General features: G+C 67.5%; 14 protein-coding genes. 13 read left to right on the plus strand and 1 reads right to left on the minus strand.

All coding sequences use genetic code 11. The annotated features are described in order from the left end of the window. The first annotated feature begins 97 nt into the window (after positions 1-97). From AC1Z3O_RS05530 to clpB, 9 genes are all read left to right on the plus strand, one after another. Positions 98-712 (plus strand): TetR/AcrR family transcriptional regulator, encoded by a 615-nt coding sequence (locus AC1Z3O_RS05530; protein ID WP_483514170.1) that lies wholly within the window; start codon positions 98-100, stop codon positions 710-712. Positions 713-867: 155 nt separating this feature from the next. Further along, positions 868-2,049, plus strand: coding sequence for a substrate-binding domain-containing protein (locus AC1Z3O_RS05535; RefSeq protein WP_483514173.1), 1,182 nt, complete (start codon positions 868-870; stop codon positions 2,047-2,049). A 38-nt stretch (positions 2,050-2,087) separates the two neighbouring features. Beyond that, positions 2,088-2,891, plus strand: a complete 804-nt coding sequence (locus AC1Z3O_RS05540) for an ABC transporter ATP-binding protein (RefSeq protein ID WP_483517525.1) — start codon at positions 2,088-2,090, stop codon at positions 2,889-2,891. Further along, complete coding sequence (locus AC1Z3O_RS05545) at positions 2,884-3,612, plus strand: ABC transporter ATP-binding protein (protein WP_483514176.1); 729 nt, start codon at positions 2,884-2,886, stop codon at positions 3,610-3,612. Before AC1Z3O_RS05540 ends, AC1Z3O_RS05545 begins: the two co-directional genes overlap by 8 nt. Before the next feature lie 74 nt (positions 3,613-3,686). Then, positions 3,687-4,727, plus strand: a complete 1,041-nt coding sequence (locus AC1Z3O_RS05550; RefSeq protein ID WP_483514179.1) for a branched-chain amino acid ABC transporter permease — start codon at positions 3,687-3,689, stop codon at positions 4,725-4,727. A 19-nt stretch (positions 4,728-4,746) separates the two neighbouring features. After that, a complete protein-coding gene (locus AC1Z3O_RS05555; protein ID WP_483514181.1) occupies positions 4,747-5,823 on the plus strand; it encodes a branched-chain amino acid ABC transporter permease in 1,077 nt (358 codons plus the stop codon). Positions 5,824-5,857: 34 nt separating this feature from the next. Then, entirely contained in the window at positions 5,858-7,402 is a 1,545-nt protein-coding gene (locus tag AC1Z3O_RS05560; RefSeq protein WP_483514183.1) for an acyl-CoA synthetase, read from the plus strand. Positions 7,403-7,495: 93 nt separating this feature from the next. Next, positions 7,496-8,410, plus strand: a complete 915-nt coding sequence (locus AC1Z3O_RS05565) for a MaoC/PaaZ C-terminal domain-containing protein (protein ID WP_483514185.1) — start codon at positions 7,496-7,498, stop codon at positions 8,408-8,410. A gap of 237 nt (positions 8,411-8,647) precedes the next feature. After that, positions 8,648-11,236, plus strand: coding sequence for an ATP-dependent chaperone ClpB (gene clpB, locus AC1Z3O_RS05570; RefSeq protein ID WP_483514187.1), 2,589 nt, complete (start codon positions 8,648-8,650; stop codon positions 11,234-11,236). Positions 11,237-11,369: 133 nt separating this feature from the next. Here the strand turns inward: clpB and AC1Z3O_RS05575 are convergent, their stop codons facing one another. After that, positions 11,370-11,702, minus strand: a complete 333-nt coding sequence (locus AC1Z3O_RS05575; RefSeq protein ID WP_483514189.1) for a hypothetical protein — start codon at positions 11,700-11,702, stop codon at positions 11,370-11,372. A 545-nt stretch (positions 11,703-12,247) separates the two neighbouring features. Here AC1Z3O_RS05575 and AC1Z3O_RS05580 point away from each other — a divergent pair. The 4 genes from AC1Z3O_RS05580 (at position 12,248) to ssuC (ending at position 16,596) form a co-directional block, all read left to right on the plus strand. After that, a complete protein-coding gene (locus tag AC1Z3O_RS05580; protein WP_483514191.1) occupies positions 12,248-13,255 on the plus strand; it encodes a sulfate ABC transporter substrate-binding protein in 1,008 nt (335 codons plus the stop codon). A 270-nt stretch (positions 13,256-13,525) separates the two neighbouring features. Further along, on the plus strand, positions 13,526-14,560 hold the full coding sequence (locus AC1Z3O_RS05585; protein WP_483514193.1) for a sulfonate ABC transporter substrate-binding protein: 1,035 nt from the start codon (positions 13,526-13,528) through the stop codon (positions 14,558-14,560). A 42-nt stretch (positions 14,561-14,602) separates the two neighbouring features. Continuing rightward, entirely contained in the window at positions 14,603-15,769 is a 1,167-nt protein-coding gene (gene ssuD, locus AC1Z3O_RS05590) for an FMNH2-dependent alkanesulfonate monooxygenase (RefSeq protein ID WP_483514195.1), read from the plus strand. 11 nt (positions 15,770-15,780) lie between these two features. Then, the gene (ssuC, locus tag AC1Z3O_RS05595) at positions 15,781-16,596 is read left to right on the plus strand and encodes an aliphatic sulfonate ABC transporter permease SsuC (RefSeq protein ID WP_483514197.1); all 816 of its coding nucleotides are present in this window, start codon (positions 15,781-15,783) and stop codon (positions 16,594-16,596) included. Positions 16,597-16,620: the final 24 nt, after the last annotated feature.

A 16,620-nucleotide genomic window follows, 5' to 3' on the forward strand; every position in this document is an offset into this window, starting at 1 on the left:
GCCGCGGGCGGTCCTTGCAGTTCCGCCCTGAGCAGCAGCATTGCGAAGTGGCGCGCCGGCGTCGTGGCGGCGGCGCGCCGACAAGAACGGAGACCCGATGCCAGTAAGCGACACCCGCGCGGCGAGCCCCGCGCGGCCCAAGACCGCACGCGGCCAGAAGACGCGCGAAGCCTTGCTGCGGGCCTCTGAGAAGGTGTTCGGCGAGAAGGGCTACTACGTGGCCTCGATCTCGGAGATCACCCAGGAAGCCGATGTGGCCATGGGCACCTTCTACCTGTACTTCAAGGACAAGGAAGATGTATTCCGCGCGCTGGTGCAGCACATGCTGGAACTGCTGCGCGCGCACCTGCGCAAGCATGTGGCGCCTGCCACCACCCAGATCGAGGCGGAGCGGCTGGGCTTGAAGGCCTTCCTGTCCTTCGTGGCGCGCCACAAGAATCTGTACCGCATCGTGCTGGATTCGTACTCTGTCGACGAAGCGATCTACAGTGGCTATTTCCAGGTCTTCGCCGAACTGTACAGCCGCCGCCTCGCCAAGGCGGAAGAGCAGGGCGAGATAGTGCCGGGCGACGCGGAAGTGCGCGCCTGGTGCCTGATCGGCATCAGCAACTTCCTCGGCATGCGCTATGCGCTGTGGAAGCGGCCGGCGTCGATGGACAAGGTGGTCGATTCCGCCTTCGACCTGATCACGCACGGCCTGGCGGTGCGCTGATCAGGCGTGACGGGACCGCGCCGGCGGGAGCGGCAGGGGGCGATACAGGCAGGGAGGGGCCGCAGGCCCTAAGATGACGTGCCGGCTGAGACCGGATCCGACGATAACGCAGCATCGAGCAGTCGCATCGAGACGAAACGAGAGAGGAGACACCCATGCAAGGCAAGCAATTGAGCGCGCTGGCCCTGGCCGCCGGCCTGATGGTGGCGGCCGCAGCACAGGCCAAGGACATCAAGATCGCCCACGTCTATGACAAGACCGGGGCGCTGGAGGCCTACGCCAAGCAGACCCAGACGGGCCTGATGATGGGCCTGGACTACGCCACCAACGGCACCATGACCGTCAACGGCAACAAGCTGGTGGTCATCGAGAAGGACACCCAGGGCAAGCCCGACGTGGCCAAGGCGCAACTGGCCGCCGCCTATAGCGACGACCGCGCCGATATCGCCGTGGGGCCGACCTCGTCGGGCACCGCGCTGGCCATGCTGCCGGTGGCCGAGGAATACAAGAAGATCCTGCTGGTCGAGCCGGCCGTGGCCGATTCGATCACCGGCGAGAAGTGGAACCGCTACATCTTCCGCACCGGCCGCAATTCCTCGCAGGACGCCATCGCCAACGCGGTCGCGCTCGACAAGCCCGGCACGCAGATCGCCATGCTGGCGCAGGACTACGCCTTCGGCCGCGACGGCGTCAAGGCCTTCAAGGGGGCGCTGAAGAACGCCAAGATCGTCCACGAGGAATACCTGCCGACCAGCACCACCGATTTCACCGCCGGCGCGCAGCGGCTGTTCGATTCGCTCAAGGACAAGCCGGGCCGCAAGGTTATCTTCATCATCTGGGCCGGCGCGGGCAACCCCTTCAAGATCGCCGACCTCGATCCCAAGCGCTATGGCATCGAGATCGCCAGCGGCGGCAACATCCTGCCGGCCATGACGGCATACAAGAACCTGCCGGGCATGGAGGGCGCCACCTACTACTACTTCGGCATCCCCAAGAACAAGGTCAACGAGTGGCTGGTGTCGAACCACTACAGCAAGTTCAAGGCCCCGCCCGATTTCTTCACCGCGGGCGGCATGTCGGCCGGCATCGCGCTGGTGGAGGCGCTGAAGAAGACCGGCGGCGATACCAATACGGAGAAGCTGATCGGCGCCATGGAAGGCATGTCCTTCGACACGCCCAAGGGCAAGATGACCTTCCGCAAGGAAGACCACCAGGCGATGCAGTCGATGTACCACTTCAAGATCAAGAACGATCCCGCCTTCGCCTGGGGCGTGCCCGAGCTGGTCCGTGAGATCAAGCCCGAGGAGATGGTCGTGCCGGTCCGCAACAAGCGCTGATTGCCGTGGGCGCGACATCCCCTGCGGCCGTGGAGGCCATGCAGCGCGGGGCCGCTGGTGCGCCCGCGCTGGAAACGCGCGGGCTGACGATCCGCTTTGGCGGCCATGTGGCCGTCAATGCGGTCTCGTGCGCCTTCCGCGCCGGTGAGCTGACCTGCATCGTCGGGCCCAACGGCGCCGGCAAGACCACCTATTTCAACCTGATCTCCGGCCAGCTGCCGGCCAGCGCCGGCCAGATCCTGCTCGGCGGCGAGGACGTGACGCGGCTGCCGGTGCCGGAGAAGACCAGGCGCGGCATCGGCCGCGCCTTCCAGTTGACCAGCCTGTTCCCGAACCTGTCGGTGTTCGAGAACGTGCGGCTGGCGGTGCAGGCACGCCAGCATCTCGGCCTGGACCTGTTCAGCGTCTGGAGCCATCACCGCAAGGTGCGCGAGCAGGCGGAGCACTGCCTGGAGCGGGTGGCGCTGGCGGACAAGCGCCACCAGCCGGTGGCCGCGCTGCCCCACGGCGACCAGCGCAAGCTGGAGGTGGGCATCCTGCTGGCGTTGCAGCCGCGCGTCTTCATGTTCGACGAGCCGACCGCGGGCATGAGCGTGGACGAGGTGCCGGTGATCCTCGACCTGATCCACGAGATCAAGCAGGACCGCAGCAAGACCGTGCTGCTGGTGGAGCACAAGATGGACGTGGTGCGCTCGCTGGCCGACCGCATCATCGTGCTGCACAACGGCACCCTGATGGCGGACGGCGATCCCGCCGAGGTGATCGCCTCGCCCATCGTGCAACAGGCCTACCTGGGCACGGCGGAGCCGGGCGCCGGCAACGCGGAGGCAAGCCATGGCTGACGAACCCATCCTGCGCCTGCGCGGCGTGCACACCCATATCGGGCCCTACCACATCCTGCATGGCGTCAGCCTGGACGTGCCGCGCGGCGGCGTGACCATGCTGCTGGGGCGCAACGGCGCGGGCAAGACCACCACGCTGCGCACCATCATGGGCCTGTGGCGCGCCGGCGAGGGCAGCATCGCCTTCGACGGCGAGGACATCACGCGGCGCGCCACGCCGGCCATCGCGCAGGCGGGCATCGCCTACGTGCCGGAGAACATGAGCGTGTTCGCCGACCTGACGGTGGCCGAGAACATGCGCCTGGCGGCGCGTAGCGGCGCCATCGACGAACAGCGCCTGGACTGGGTCTTCCGCATGTTCCCGGCGCTGAAGATCTTCTGGCACCAGCGCGCCGGCGTGCTGTCCGGCGGGCAGAAGCAGATGCTGTCGGTGGCGCGCGCCATCATCGAACCGCGCAAGCTGCTGATCGTCGACGAGCCCACCAAGGGACTGGCGCCGTCGATCATCCAGAACATGATCTCGGTGTTCCGCGAGCTGAAGCAGACCGAGGTGTCGATCCTGCTGGTGGAGCAGAACTTCCATATGGCGAAGTCGGTCGGCGACACCGTGGCGGTGATGGACGACGGCAAGGTGGTGCACGCTGGCGCCATGGCCGACCTGGCCGCGGACGAAGCATTGCAGCAGCGGCTGCTGGGCCTGTCGCTGGCGGCGCACCAGTAGCGGCGGTGCGCTTTTTGCGCGCACGAACAAGATGCGCGCACCAACAAGAACATCCTCGTCAGGATCCTAAAGACATGACGACTTCAAGCACCTTGCCCGACGCCCCGGGCCTTCCCTCCGCGCCGGCGGACCTGCCCAAGGTCCGGCTGGACTGGACCCCGCTCGCGCTGGCGCCCTTGCTGATGCTGCTGGCCTTTCCGCTAGTGGGCAGCGGCTCGACCTGGCTGACGCTGACGGTGGCGGGGCTGGCCATGGGCATGATCATCTTCGTGGTCTCGTCCGGCCTGACGCTGGTGTTCGGGCTGATGGACGTGCTGAACTTCGGCCACGGCGCCTTCATCGCCCTGGGCGCCTATGTCGCCGCCTCGGTGCTGCTGCCGCTTGCGCCCTGGGTGGAAGCCGACAGCCTGGCGCTGAACCTCGCCGTGTTCGCGCTGGCCATCGTGGCGGCCATGGTGGCCGCCGGCGCGGTGGGGCTGTTCTTCGAGCGGGTGGTGGTGCGGCCGGTCTATGGCCAGCACCTCAAGCAGATCCTGATCACCATGGGCGGCATGATCGTGGCCGAGCAGCTGATCAAGGTGATCTGGGGCCCCGAGACCATCGCGCTCCAACTGCCCGCAGGCTTCCGCGGCGCGGTGCTGCTGGGCGACGCCGCCATCGAGAAATACCGGCTGATCGCCGTGGTGCTGGGGCTGGTCATCTTCGTGGCGATGCTGCTGGTGCTCAACCGCACCCGGCTGGGGCTGCTGATCCGCGCTGGCGTGGAAAACCGCGAGATGGTCGAGGCGCTGGGCTACCGCATCCGCCGGCTGTTCATCGGTGTCTTCGTCGTGGGCGCGGGGCTGGCCGGCCTGGGCGGGGTGCTGTGGGGCCTGTACCAGCAGAACATCACGGCGGCGATCGGGGCCCAGGTCAACGTGCTGATCTTTATCGTCATCATCATCGGCGGGCTGGGTTCCACCGCCGGCTGCTTCGTCGGCGCGCTGCTGGTCGGGTTGATGGCGAACTACACCGGCTTCCTGTTTCCCAAGGTGGCCGTGTTCTCCAACATCCTGCTGATGATGCTGATCCTGCTGTGGCGCCCGCAAGGGCTGTACCCGGTGGCCAAGCGCTGAGCCAGGGAGACCATCGATCATGATCCGACTGCTTTCCGGCGACCTGCCGCGCAGCCGCGCGCTGTCCGTGGTGCTGCTGTTGCTGCTGCTGGCACTGGCCTGCGCGCCCTTCGTCTTCCCCGGCGCGCGTGCGCTCAACATGGCGGCCAAGATCTGCATCTTCGTGGTGCTGGTGGCCAGCTATGACCTGCTGCTGGGTTACACCGGCATCGTTTCCTTCGCCCACACGATGTTCTTCGGCATCGGCGGCTACGGCGTGGCCATCGCGATGACGCGCATGGAGCCCGGCTGGGCGGCGCTGGCGGCAGGGACGCTGGGCGCGCTGGTGGTGGCGGCGCTGCTGGCCCTGGTGATCGGGCTGTTCTCGCTGCGCGTGCGCGCCATCTTCTTCGCCATGATCACGCTCGCGGTGGCCACGGCCTTCGCCACCCTGGTGTCGCAGCTGTCTGACTGGACCGGCGGCGAGGATGGCCTGAGCTTCAAGGTGCCGGAGGTGTTCACGCCGGGCTTTTCGCTGGGCGATGCCGAATGGTTCGGCGTAGCGCTCAACGGCAAGCTGTTCACCTACTACTTCGTCTTCTGCGCCGCGCTGGTGCTGTTCCTGCTGCTGCTGCGCATCGTCAATTCGCCGTTCGGACGGGTGCTGCAGGCGATCCGCGAGAACGACTTCCGCGCCGAGGCGATCGGCTACCGCACGGTGGTCTACCGCACTGTCTCCACGGTCCTGTCGGCCGCGTTCGCGGCACTGGCGGGCGTGCTGATGGCCCTCTGGCTGCGCTACAACGGGCCGGACACCTCGCTGTCCTTCGAGATCATGGTCGACATCCTGCTGATCGTCGTGATCGGCGGCATGGGCACGATCTACGGCGCGGTGATCGGCACGGCGCTGTTCCTGGTGGCGCAGACCTATCTGCAGGACGTGATGAAGCTGGCCAGCGACGCCACCACGGCCATTCCGCTGCTGTCCGGGCTGCTGCATCCGGACCGCTGGCTGCTCTGGCTTGGCCTGCTGTTCATCCTGAGCGTGTACTATTTCCCGCAAGGCATCGTCGGGCGGCTGCGCGGCGAGGGAGCCGGAAGGGACATCGCCACCTGAAGCGAGGTCCGTCGACAAGCGGAGACTCCAGGCAATGTACGTGATTGACTGGCTGCACAAGAACGCCCAGCACCATCCCGACAAAGTGGCGCTGGTGGATGTGGAAAGCGGTCGCAGCGTGACGTATCGCCAGTTCGACGAGCGCGCCAGCCGCTTCGCCGAATACCTGACCGAATCCCTGCGGCTGGCGCCGGGCGAGAGAGTGGCGGTGCTCGCGCACAACAGCAGCGACTATTTCGAGATGCTGTATGGCTGCGCCAAGGCGGGCATGATCATGGTCTGCCTGAACTGGCGCTCGCCGGTGGCCGAACTGCTGCCCATCCTGCAGGATTGCACGCCGGCGCTGCTGGTGGCCGGCGACGGCATGCTCGGTGTCGCGGCCGAGCTGGCGCGTGCCTTGCCGCTGCGCGCCGTGCTGCATCTCGCCGACGACGAGGCTGCAGATGTGCCCAGCGGCTGGCTGGAGTACGAGGTGGCGCTGGCAGCGGCGTCCGGCCGCATCGTCGAGATGCCTTGCCGCGACGAGCACGAGGTCTGGCACCTGCTCTACACCTCGGGCACCACCGGCCGCCCCAAGGGCGTCAAGCAGACCTACGGCATGGTGTTCTTCAACGCCGTCAACGCGATGCTGGCCAACAAGATCACGCGCGACGACGTCTTCCTCAATGTGCTGCCGTTCTTCCATACCGGCGGCCTGAACCTGTACGCCAATCCCGTATTGCATGCCGGCGGCACCGTGCACATCATGCGCCAGTTCGATGCGGCGGCCACGCTGGCCCGCCTCGACTCTCGCAACGGCGCAGGCATCACGATGTTCTTCGCCGTGCCCTCGGTCTACCTGTTCCTGAGCCAGCATACCGGCTTCGCCGGCGCGGACCTGTCCGGCCTGCGCAGCGCCGCCGCCGGCGGCTCGCCGGTGCCGCGTCCACTGCTGGAGGCTTATCTGGCCAAGGGCGTGACCATCTGCTTCGGCTTCGGCATGACCGAAACCGGTCCCACCGTCTTCGTCTGCGAGGAGCAGACCGCGCGCCGCAAGATCGGCACCATCGGCAAGCCGGTCGGCTCCATGCTGACGCGCGTGGTGGATGCCGCCGGGCGCGATGTTGCCCCGGGCGAGCGTGGCGAACTGCTGATCAAGGGCCCGGGCGTGACGCCGGGCTACTGGAACCTGCCCGAAGCCACAGCGGCCGCGATCCGCGACGGCTGGCTCCATTCGGGCGACATCGCCTACATGGACGACGACGGCGACTACTACATCGTCGACCGCGCCAAGGACATGTTCATCTCAGGCGGCGAGAACGTCTATCCAGCCGAGGTGGAGAACGTGCTGTTCCAGCTGCCGGAAGTGGCGGAGGCCGCGGTGATCGGCACCGCCGATGCGCGCTGGGGCGAGGTCGGCCTGGCCCTGGTGGTGCGCAAGCCGGGCGCGGAGCTGGACGCAGAGGCCGTGATCGCGCATTGCCGCGCGCGGCTGGCGGCGTTCAAGGTGCCGCGTCATGTGCGCTTCGTCGCGTCGCTGCCGCGCACCCCCTCCGGCAAGATCGAGAAGCACAGGCTGCGCAGCCAGTACCAGGCCTGAACGCCGCGCGGGCGTAATATGCGTCGCCGCGCCAGCGGCAACACCCGTCGCCGCGGTGGCGGGTGGCAAGAAAAAGAAAAAAGGAATCCAACGATGAACGCATCCCGACCGCGCGTGCTGACGCAAGCGGACTTCGACCGCTTCGCCGCACTCTCGCGCGACGACAATCCCATCCACTGCGATCCCGAGTTCGCGCGCGGCACCCACTTCGGCGCCACCGTGGCGCACGGCATGCTGCTGTATTCGCTGCTGTGCGCCCAGATGCAGCGCAGCGGGTCGGGGCCGGTGCTGCCGATCGCGCAGACGCTGATGTTCCCGCGGCCTACCTTCGCCGGCGACGGCGTGACGGCCGTGCTGGTCATGCGCAATGCGCCGGGCCCCGGACGTCTCGCGCTGGGCACCTCGATCCGCTGCGTGCAGCGCGGGCGCGAACGCATCTCGGATCCGGAACTGCAGGTGAGCGCGCAGGGCGAGGCGATGCTGCTGTCCGAAGGCAGCGCCGACATGCTGGCGATGATGCGTCCGTCGCCGCTGGACGGCAACGGCATGGAGCGCGTGCCGGCCGGCGATGCCACGCTGCATCAACTGTCGGTCGGCCAGGAGGCATCGGCCGTGCGCATGTTCGGCGTGGATGATATCGACGAGTACGTGTCGCTGACCGACGACCGCAATCCCTTCTACACGGACCCGGTGTTCGCCAGCAGCCGCGGCTTCGAAGGCGCGATCGTGCCGCTGCCGCTGCTGGCCGGCATGTTCTCCGACCTGCTCGGCACGCGCTTGCCCGGTCGCGGCACCGGCTGGATGAAGCAGTCGCTGCGGCTGTGCTCGGCGGCGCGCCTGGGCGAGCCGATGAGCGCCTCGGTGCGGGTGACGCGGCTGCGTGCTGACAAGGAACTGGTCAACCTGGCCACGGTGGTGTCGGGGGGCGACGGCCGCACGGTGCTGCAGGGCGAGGCCCTGGTGCTGGTGCGCAACCTGCAGAACAAGGCCGGGCGCGGACTCGGCTGAGGAGGTCGCCGGCCGGACGGCCGGCTAGCCTGCCGCGTATCTTTTGACGCACATCAGAAGTTGCGCCTCTGGCGCCTTGAAATGGCTCCCGAAAGCCCTATCTTCCGGTAAGACATAGGCTGTCCGGCATGGGGAAACGGGCGCAGGGCGCGCCCGCGGCGGTTGGCAGGCGCGGCATGCGCCTGGACCGGCAACTTCGCACCCTCATCAGGACACATACCGAGAGAGGGATCCCACATGCGTTTAGACAAACTGACGACCCGGTTCCAGGAAGCACTGGCAGACGCCCAGAGCCTGGCGATCGGGCACGACAATCAATACATCGAGCCGCAGCACGTGCTGCGTGCGCTGCTGGCGCAGCAGGACGGCGGCGCGCGCAGCCTGCTGGCCCGCGCCGGCGTCAACGTGAACGGACTGCAGTCCGCGCTGGACGCCGCCATCAAGCGGTTGCCCCAGGTGCAAGGCACCAGCGAGGTCCAGATCGGGCGCGACCTGGCCGGTCTCTTCAATGCCACCGAAAAAGAAGCCATCAAGCGCGGCGACCAGTTCATCGCCAGCGAGCTCTTCCTGCTCGCGGTGAGCGACGACAAGGGCGAAGCCGGCCGCATCGCGCGCGAGAATGGCCTGAACCGCAAGTCGCTCGAAACGGCGATCCAGGCGGTGCGCGGCGGTGGTTCGGTCGACAGCGCCGAGGCCGAGACCCAGCGCGAAGCGCTGAAGAAGTACACCATCGACCTGACCGAGCGCGCGCGCATGGGCAAGCTCGACCCGGTGATCGGGCGCGACGACGAGATCCGTCGCGCGATCCAGATCCTGCAGCGCCGCACCAAGAACAACCCGGTACTGATCGGCGAGCCCGGCGTGGGCAAGACCGCCATCGTCGAAGGGCTGGCGCAGCGCATCGTCAACGGCGAGGTGCCCGAGAGCCTGAAGAACAAGCGCGTGCTGGTGCTCGACATGGCGGGCCTGCTGGCCGGTGCCAAGTACCGCGGCGAGTTCGAGGAGCGGCTCAAGGCCGTGCTCAACGATGTGGCCAAGGACGAAGGCCAGACCATCGTCTTCATCGACGAGATCCATACCATGGTCGGCGCCGGCAAGGCCGAAGGCGCGATCGATGCGGGCAATATGCTCAAGCCCGCGCTGGCGCGCGGCGAGCTGCACTGCATCGGCGCGACCACGCTGGACGAATACCGCAAGTACATCGAGAAGGATGCCGCGCTGGAGCGCCGCTTCCAGAAGGTGCTGGTGGACGAGCCCACGGTCGAGGCCACCATCGCCATCCTGCGCGGCCTGCAGGAGAAGTACGAGCTGCACCATGGCGTCGAGATCACCGACCCGGCCATCGTCGCCGCGGCGGAGCTGTCGCACCGCTATATCACCGACCGCTTCCTGCCGGACAAGGCCATTGACCTGATCGATGAGGCGGCGGCGCGCATCAAGATGGAGATCGACTCCAAGCCGGAGTCGATGGACAAGCTCGACCGCCGGCTGATCCAGCTCAAGATCGAGCGCGAGGCGGTCAAGAAGGAGACCGACGAGGCCTCGATGAAGCGGCTCGAGCTGATCGAGCAGGAGATCGTGCGCCTGTCGAAGGAGTACGCCGACCTCGACGAGATCTGGAAGGCGGAGAAGGGCGCCGCCCAGGGCGCGGCCGCGCTCAAGGAGGAGATCGACAAGATCAAGCTTGAGATCGCCAAGCTGCAGCGCGAAGGCAAGCTCGACAAGGTGGCGGAGCTGCAGTACGGCAAGCTGCCCGGGCTGGAAGGCAAGCTGAAGGCGGCCAACGCGGCGGAAGCCAGCGAGCAGAAGCAGCCCAACAAGCTGCTGCGTACGCAGGTGGGCGCCGAGGAGATCGCCGAGGTGGTGAGCCGTGCCACCGGCATCCCGGTGTCGAAGATGATGCAGGGCGAGCGCGAGAAGCTGCTCAAGATGGAAGAGCGGCTGCATCGGCGCGTGGTGGGGCAGGACGAGGCCGTACGGCTGGTGTCCGACGCCATCCGCCGCTCGCGCGCCGGCATTGCCGACGAGAACAAGCCCTACGGTTCCTTCCTGTTCCTGGGGCCGACTGGCGTGGGCAAGACCGAGCTGTGCAAGGCGCTGGCGGAGTTCCTGTTCGACTCGGAGGAGCACCTGATCCGCATCGACATGAGCGAGTTCATGGAGAAGCACAGCGTGAGCCGGCTGATCGGCGCGCCTCCGGGCTATGTCGGTTATGAGGAGGGCGGCTACCTGACCGAGGCGGTGCGCCGCAAGCCGTACAGCGTGGTGCTGCTCGACGAGGTCGAGAAGGCCCACCCGGACGTCTTCAACGTGCTGCTGCAGGTGCTGGACGACGGCCGCCTGACCGATGGCCAGGGCCGCACGGTGGACTTCAAGAACACCGTGATCGTGATGACCTCGAACCTGGGTTCGCAGTTGATCCAGTCGATGGCGGGCGAGCCGCAGGAAGCGGTGAAGGGCGCGGTATGGCAGGAAGTGCGCACGCATTTCCGCCCCGAGTTCCTGAACCGGATCGACGAAGTGGTGGTGTTCCACGCGCTCGACGAGAAGAACATCGAGGCGATCGCGCGCATCCAGTTGCAGCGCCTGCAGGCCCGCCTGGCCCGCATGGACATGACGCTGGAGGTCAGCGACGAGGCCTTGCGCAAGATCGCAAGCGCGGGCTACGACCCGGTGTTCGGGGCGCGGCCGCTGAAGCGGGCGATCCAGCAGCAGATCGAGAACCCGGTCGCGCGGGCCATCCTGGAGGGCAAGTTCGCCGCCAAGGATGTGGTGCCGGTCGACTACCACGACGGTGCGTTCACCTTCGGTGGCGTGGTCCACTGAGGCAGCACAGGCCGCAACGAGAAACCGCCCCGATCGGGGCGGTTTTTTTTTCGCCGCCGGCGACGCCGTGGCATCAGGCCGGGGGCGGCGGGGATGGCGTTGCGGGCGCGCCGCGCGGCTGCGTCAGCTCTTCCTAGTAGTGGCGGTAGTAGGGGTGGTGGCGACCGTACCACTCCTCACGGCCCCACCAGCGGCGGCCATCCCAGTAGCGGTTGCCGTGCCAGCCGATCACGATGACCGGCGGGGCCACTACCACCGGCGCTCCCGGATACACCGGCGCTGCCGGATAGATGACGGGCGGTGGTGCGTAGACTGGCACAGGCGGCGGGACATAGACCGGCGGCGCAACGTACACAGGGGCCGGCACGCCGATACTGATGCCGACGTCGACATGGGCCAGCGCGGATTGCGCGGCGACCAGGGTCAGGGCTCCGCAGGCTGCGACGGCCAGCAGGGGGCGCTTCATGATGCTTTTCTCCGGGATGCTATGTCTCTACTCTAGCGCCGGGCCCGTATTACAGTACGGCTGCTTTGTAACGGCCTCTTAACATCTTCAACCCCGCATGTCAGTGTGCGTTCTGCTTGTCGTGCCATGTGCGCCATGTGCGCCACGTAGGCCACGTACGCTTCGATGCGCGGCGTTTGATGTGCGTCAATCCGGACGAGAGGCGGCCTCGCTATGATGGATCCGGTCATGGAGATGCGGGGGCGCTCTTCATGACTTGTCTACCCGTTTCCGCCAGGAAACTTGACCCGCGCACCGTCAGGTGGGCGGGTTCTTTCTTTTGTGCGCCGCTGCCGCGCCGGCCATGGCTGCTGCCGTGGCGCGGCATGTGCATATTGCCGCCGGATCTTATGCGCAAAGCGCGCAAGGATCGGCGGAACCATTCGTTCCGTTCCGGCAGGCCGCTCGGTAGTCTTCTTCCCTGACACAAGCTTTCCCAACGGCGGAAGGCCATCAAGGGGGCGCCCAGGCGCCGCTTCACGATACTCGGACGGGAGCAAGACAAGATGATTCGCAAGCTGGCCATCGGATTCGCGGCAGTGGCCCTCATCGGCGCAGCGCAGGACGCCTCCGCCAACACCGCGCTGTTGAACGTTTCCTACGATCCTACTCGCGAGCTCTATGTCGACGTCAATGCTGCCTTCGCCAAGGCGTGGAAGGCCAACGGCAGTGATGCCGTGACCATCCGCCAGTCGCACGGTGGCTCGGGCAAGCAGGCGCGCTCGGTCATCGACGGCCTGGACGCCGACGTGGTCACGCTGGCGCTGGGCTATGACATCGACGCCATCGCCGAGAAAGGGCTGATCAAGCCGGACTGGCAGAAGCGCCTGCCGCACAACGCCTCGCCCTATACCTCGACGATCGTGTTCCTCGTGCGCAAGGGCAACCCCAAGGGCATCAAGGACTGGAACGACCTGCTCAAGCCGGGCGTGCAGGTGATCACGCCCAATCCGAAGACCTCGGGCGGTGCGCGCTGGAACTATCTGGCGGCCTGGGGCTATGCGCTGCGCCAGCCGGGCGGCAACGAGCAGAAGGCCAGGGAGTTCGTCGGCGAACTGCTCAAGCACGTGCCGGTGCTGGATTCGGGCGCGCGCGGTGCTACCACCACCTTCGTCGAGCGCGGCCTCGGCGATGTGCTGATCGCGTGGGAGAACGAAGCCATCCTGGCCATCAAGGAACTGGGTCCGGATAAGTTCGACATCGTTGCGCCGTCGGTCTCGATCCTCGCCGAGCCACCGGTGGCGGTGGTGGACAAGGTGGTCGACAAAAAGGGCACGCGCAAGGCGGCCGAGGCCTACCTGCAGTTCCTCTATACCGACGAAGGCCAGGAGATCGCGGCGAAGAACTACTACCGCCCCATCTCGCAGAAGGTGGCGGCCAAGTATGCGTCCAACTTCCCCAAGGTCAAGCTGTTCACCATCGACGAGGTGTTCGGCGGCTGGCAGAAGGCGCAGAAGGCCCACTTCGCGGACGGCGGTTCGTTCGACCAGATCTACCAGCCCGGCAAGCGCTGAGCGCTGAGCACAAGACCAGCTTGCGGGTCCCGTTCTCGCCGGAGCCCGCGGCCCAATCAGAAGGAAGCCCGATGCCCAAGCTCCCGGCCGGCCAGCGCGAGCGATGTCCCGCCTGACCTGAACGGCGCCGCCGCGCGCCGCCCCCAACCATGCAACGCCATGCCCATGCGGCCCAAACGGGCTGCAGGAGGGCGGCCGCGTCTGCGCCGGCAAGTGCGCCGGCCCCATGCGGCAATCCCAAACAGAAGTCAGAACCAGGAAGTGGAACAGATGACCTCAAGCTCGAACCTTGCCGGCGCGCCGCGCCTGCCCGCCTTTGTGAATCGGCCCCGCCGCCTGCCGACGGCGGCACTGGTGGCCGCCGTCGGCCTTGCCTGCGGCCTGCTGGCCGGCCAGGCCGGCGCGCAGACCATCAACCCCAAGCAGCTGCGCATCGGCTACCAGAAATACGGCACGCTGACCCTGCTCAAGGCACGCGGCACGCTGGAGCAGCGCCTCGCTCCGCTCGGCATCGCGGTGAAGTGGACGGAATTCCCGGCCGGTCCGCAGTTGCTGGAGGGGCTGAACGTCGGTTCGATCGACTTCGGCACGGTGGGCGAGGCGCCGCCTATCTTCGCCCAGGCCGCCGGCGCGCAGCTGGCCTATATCGGCAACGAGCCGCCTGCCCCGGCCGCCGAGGCCATCGTGGTGCCGCGCGCTTCCGCCATCCAGAGAGTGGCCGACCTGCGCGGCAAGCGCGTGGCGCTGAACAAGGGCTCCAACGTCCACTACCTGCTGGTGCGCCTGCTGGAGAAGGCGGGCGTGCCCTACGGCGAGATCCAGCCGGTCTACCTGGCGCCCGCCGACGCGCGTGCCGCCTTCGAGCGCGGCGCGGTCGACGCCTGGGTGATCTGGGATCCGTTCCTGGCCGCGGCGCAGACGCAGCTCGGGGCACGCGTCCTGGCCGACGGCCGCAATGTCGTCAGCGATCACCAGTTCTACCTGGCCTCGCGCGCCTATGCCCAGGCGCGGCCGGACGTGGTCAAGCTGATCCTGGACGAACTGGGCGCGCTGGGTGCCTGGGCCACAAAGAACCCGCAGGCTGCGTCGTCAGTGCTGACCGGCGAGCTCGGGCTGGAGCCTGCCGTGGTCGACCTCGCGGTCGCACGTTTCGCCTATGGCGCGAAGCCGGTGACTCCCGAGGTGCTGGCCGAACAGCAACGCATCGCCGATGTGTTCCACGGGCTCAAGCTGATCCCCAAGGCGATCAAGGTAGCCGACGCAAGCTGGCAACAGGCGCAACAGACACAGCAGGCACAGCGCTGACGACGCCATCAACGCATCCGGAACAAAGAGAGAGGCAAGAACATGCAGGTTTTCTGGTTCATTCCCACCCACGGCGACAGCCGCTACCTCGGCACCTCCGACGGCGCGCGCGAGGTCAATTTCGACTACCTGAAGCAGATCGCCGTGGCGGCCGATACGCTGGGCTATGAAGGGGTGCTGATTCCCACCGGCCGCTCCTGCGAAGACCCCTGGGTGACCGCTTCGGCGCTGGCGGCGGTCACGCGCCGGCTGCGCTTCCTGGTGGCCGTGCGCCCGGGCCTGATGACGCCGACGCTGGCCGCGCGCATGGCCGCCACCTTCGACCGCATTTCCGGTGGCCGGCTGCTGGTCAACCTCGTGACCGGCGGTGACGTGGCGGAACTGGAGGGCGATGGCCTGTTCCTCGATCACGCCGGGCGCTACGAAGCCTCGGCCGAGTTCATCCGCATCTGGCGCGAAGTGCTGGCCGCCAGCCACGAGGGTGGCGAGATCAGCTTCGAGGGCAAGCACCTGCGCGTGAAGGGCGCGAAGGTTCTCTATCCCCCGCTGCAGAAACCGCATCCGCCGGTGTACTTCGGCGGCTCCTCGGCCGCGGCGCATGCGCTGGCCGGCGAACAGGTCGAAACCTACCTGAGCTGGGGCGAGCCGCCCGAGGCGGTGGCGCAGAAGATCGCCGACGTGCGTGCGCAGGCCGCGCGACACGGCCGCAGCGTGACGTTCGGCATCCGCCTGCACGTGATCGTGCGCGAAAGCGAGGCCGCGGCATGGGCGGCGGCCGACGAACTGATCGGCAAGCTGGACGACGAAACGGTGGCGCGCGCGCAGGCGGTGTTCGCCAGGATGGACTCCGAAGGGCAGCGCCGCATGGCCGCGCTGCACGCCGGCGGCGCCGCCAGGCGCACACGGGAGGCGTTGGAGATCAGCCCCAATCTGTGGGCGGGCGTGGGCCTGGTGCGCGGCGGGGCGGGCACGGCCCTGGTGGGCGATCCCGAGACCGTGGCCGCGCGCATGGCGGAATATGCGGAACTCGGCATCGACACCTTCGTGCTGTCGGGCTATCCGCATCTGGAGGAGGCCTACCGCTTCGCCGAACTGGTATTCCCCTTGCTGCCGCGCTCGGTGCGCGACAAGCTGCCGGGCAAGGTGCTGTCGGGCCCCTTCGGCGAAGTGATGGCCACCGGCATCGTGCCGCGCGCGGCACAGAGCTGAAGGGGACCGCCATGTCCGCTCCTCTGGTTCCACCGCCGCGCCGCCTGCAAGCAAGCAGGGCGCTTGCGTTGCTGCGGGCCGGCTTGCCCTGGGTGGTGCCGGTGCTGCTGGTGATCATGTGGCAGCTCGCTGCGCAGGCCGGCTGGCTGTCCAATCGTGTCTTGCCCGCGCCGCTGGCGGTGGCCGAGGCGGCCTGGGGGCTGGCCGTGTCGGGCGAACTGTGGCAGCACGTGTGGATCAGCACCTGGCGCGCACTAGCGGGCTTCGCCATCGGCGGCGGCCTGGGCCTCGTGCTGGGCCTGCTGACCGGCACCTTCCGCGCGGCCGAGACCCTGCTCGACAGCACGCTGCAGATGGTGCGCAACATCCCGCCGCTGGCGCTGATCCCGCTGGTGATCCTGTGGTTCGGCATCGACGAGAGCGCCAAGCTCTTCCTGGTGTCGCTGGGCGTGTTCTTCCCGCTCTACCTGAACACCTACCACGGCATCCGTGCGGTCGATGCAGGGCTGGTGGAGATGGCCCGCAGCTACGGCTTGTCCGGCTGGCGCCTGTACCGCGAGGTGATCCTGCCCGGCGCCTTGCCCAGCATCCTGGTGGGCGTGCGTTTTTCGCTGGGCCTGATGTGGGTGATCCTGATCGTGGCCGAGACCATTTCGGCGCAGTCCGGCATCGGCTACATGACGATGAACGCGCGCGAGTTCCTGCAGACCGACGTCGTGCTGGTGGGCATCCTGCTCTACGCACTGCTCGGCAAGCTGGCCGACACGCTGTCGCGCGGGTTGGAGCGGTTCTGGCTGCGCTGGCATCCCGGCTACCAGTCCGCCTGAAGTCCGCCTGGAGCAAAAGGAGGA

The sequence above is a fragment of the Cupriavidus sp. 09_S30 genome, assembly GCF_056930435.1.

What these genes read in the sequence shown, in the direction of transcription:
- ssuD (WP_483514195.1), top strand. Translation starts at nt 14,603, where the DNA reads ATGCAGGTTTTCTGGTTCATTCCCACCCACGGCGACAGCCGCTACCTC.
- AC1Z3O_RS05535 (WP_483514173.1), top strand. Translation starts at nt 868, where the DNA reads ATGCAAGGCAAGCAATTGAGCGCGCTGGCCCTGGCCGCCGGCCTGATG.
- clpB (WP_483514187.1), top strand. Translation starts at nt 8,648, where the DNA reads ATGCGTTTAGACAAACTGACGACCCGGTTCCAGGAAGCACTGGCAGAC.
- AC1Z3O_RS05555 (WP_483514181.1), top strand. Translation starts at nt 4,747, where the DNA reads ATGATCCGACTGCTTTCCGGCGACCTGCCGCGCAGCCGCGCGCTGTCC.
- AC1Z3O_RS05540 (WP_483517525.1), top strand. Translation starts at nt 2,088, where the DNA reads ATGCAGCGCGGGGCCGCTGGTGCGCCCGCGCTGGAAACGCGCGGGCTG.
- AC1Z3O_RS05580 (WP_483514191.1), top strand. Translation starts at nt 12,248, where the DNA reads ATGATTCGCAAGCTGGCCATCGGATTCGCGGCAGTGGCCCTCATCGGC.
- AC1Z3O_RS05585 (WP_483514193.1), top strand. Translation starts at nt 13,526, where the DNA reads ATGACCTCAAGCTCGAACCTTGCCGGCGCGCCGCGCCTGCCCGCCTTT.
- AC1Z3O_RS05550 (WP_483514179.1), top strand. Translation starts at nt 3,687, where the DNA reads ATGACGACTTCAAGCACCTTGCCCGACGCCCCGGGCCTTCCCTCCGCG.
- AC1Z3O_RS05530 (WP_483514170.1), top strand. Translation starts at nt 98, where the DNA reads ATGCCAGTAAGCGACACCCGCGCGGCGAGCCCCGCGCGGCCCAAGACC.
- AC1Z3O_RS05545 (WP_483514176.1), top strand. Translation starts at nt 2,884, where the DNA reads ATGGCTGACGAACCCATCCTGCGCCTGCGCGGCGTGCACACCCATATC.
- AC1Z3O_RS05575 (WP_483514189.1), bottom strand. Translation starts at nt 11,702, where the DNA reads ATGAAGCGCCCCCTGCTGGCCGTCGCAGCCTGCGGAGCCCTGACCCTG.
- AC1Z3O_RS05565 (WP_483514185.1), top strand. Translation starts at nt 7,496, where the DNA reads ATGAACGCATCCCGACCGCGCGTGCTGACGCAAGCGGACTTCGACCGC.
- ssuC (WP_483514197.1), top strand. Translation starts at nt 15,781, where the DNA reads ATGTCCGCTCCTCTGGTTCCACCGCCGCGCCGCCTGCAAGCAAGCAGG.
- AC1Z3O_RS05560 (WP_483514183.1), top strand. Translation starts at nt 5,858, where the DNA reads ATGTACGTGATTGACTGGCTGCACAAGAACGCCCAGCACCATCCCGAC.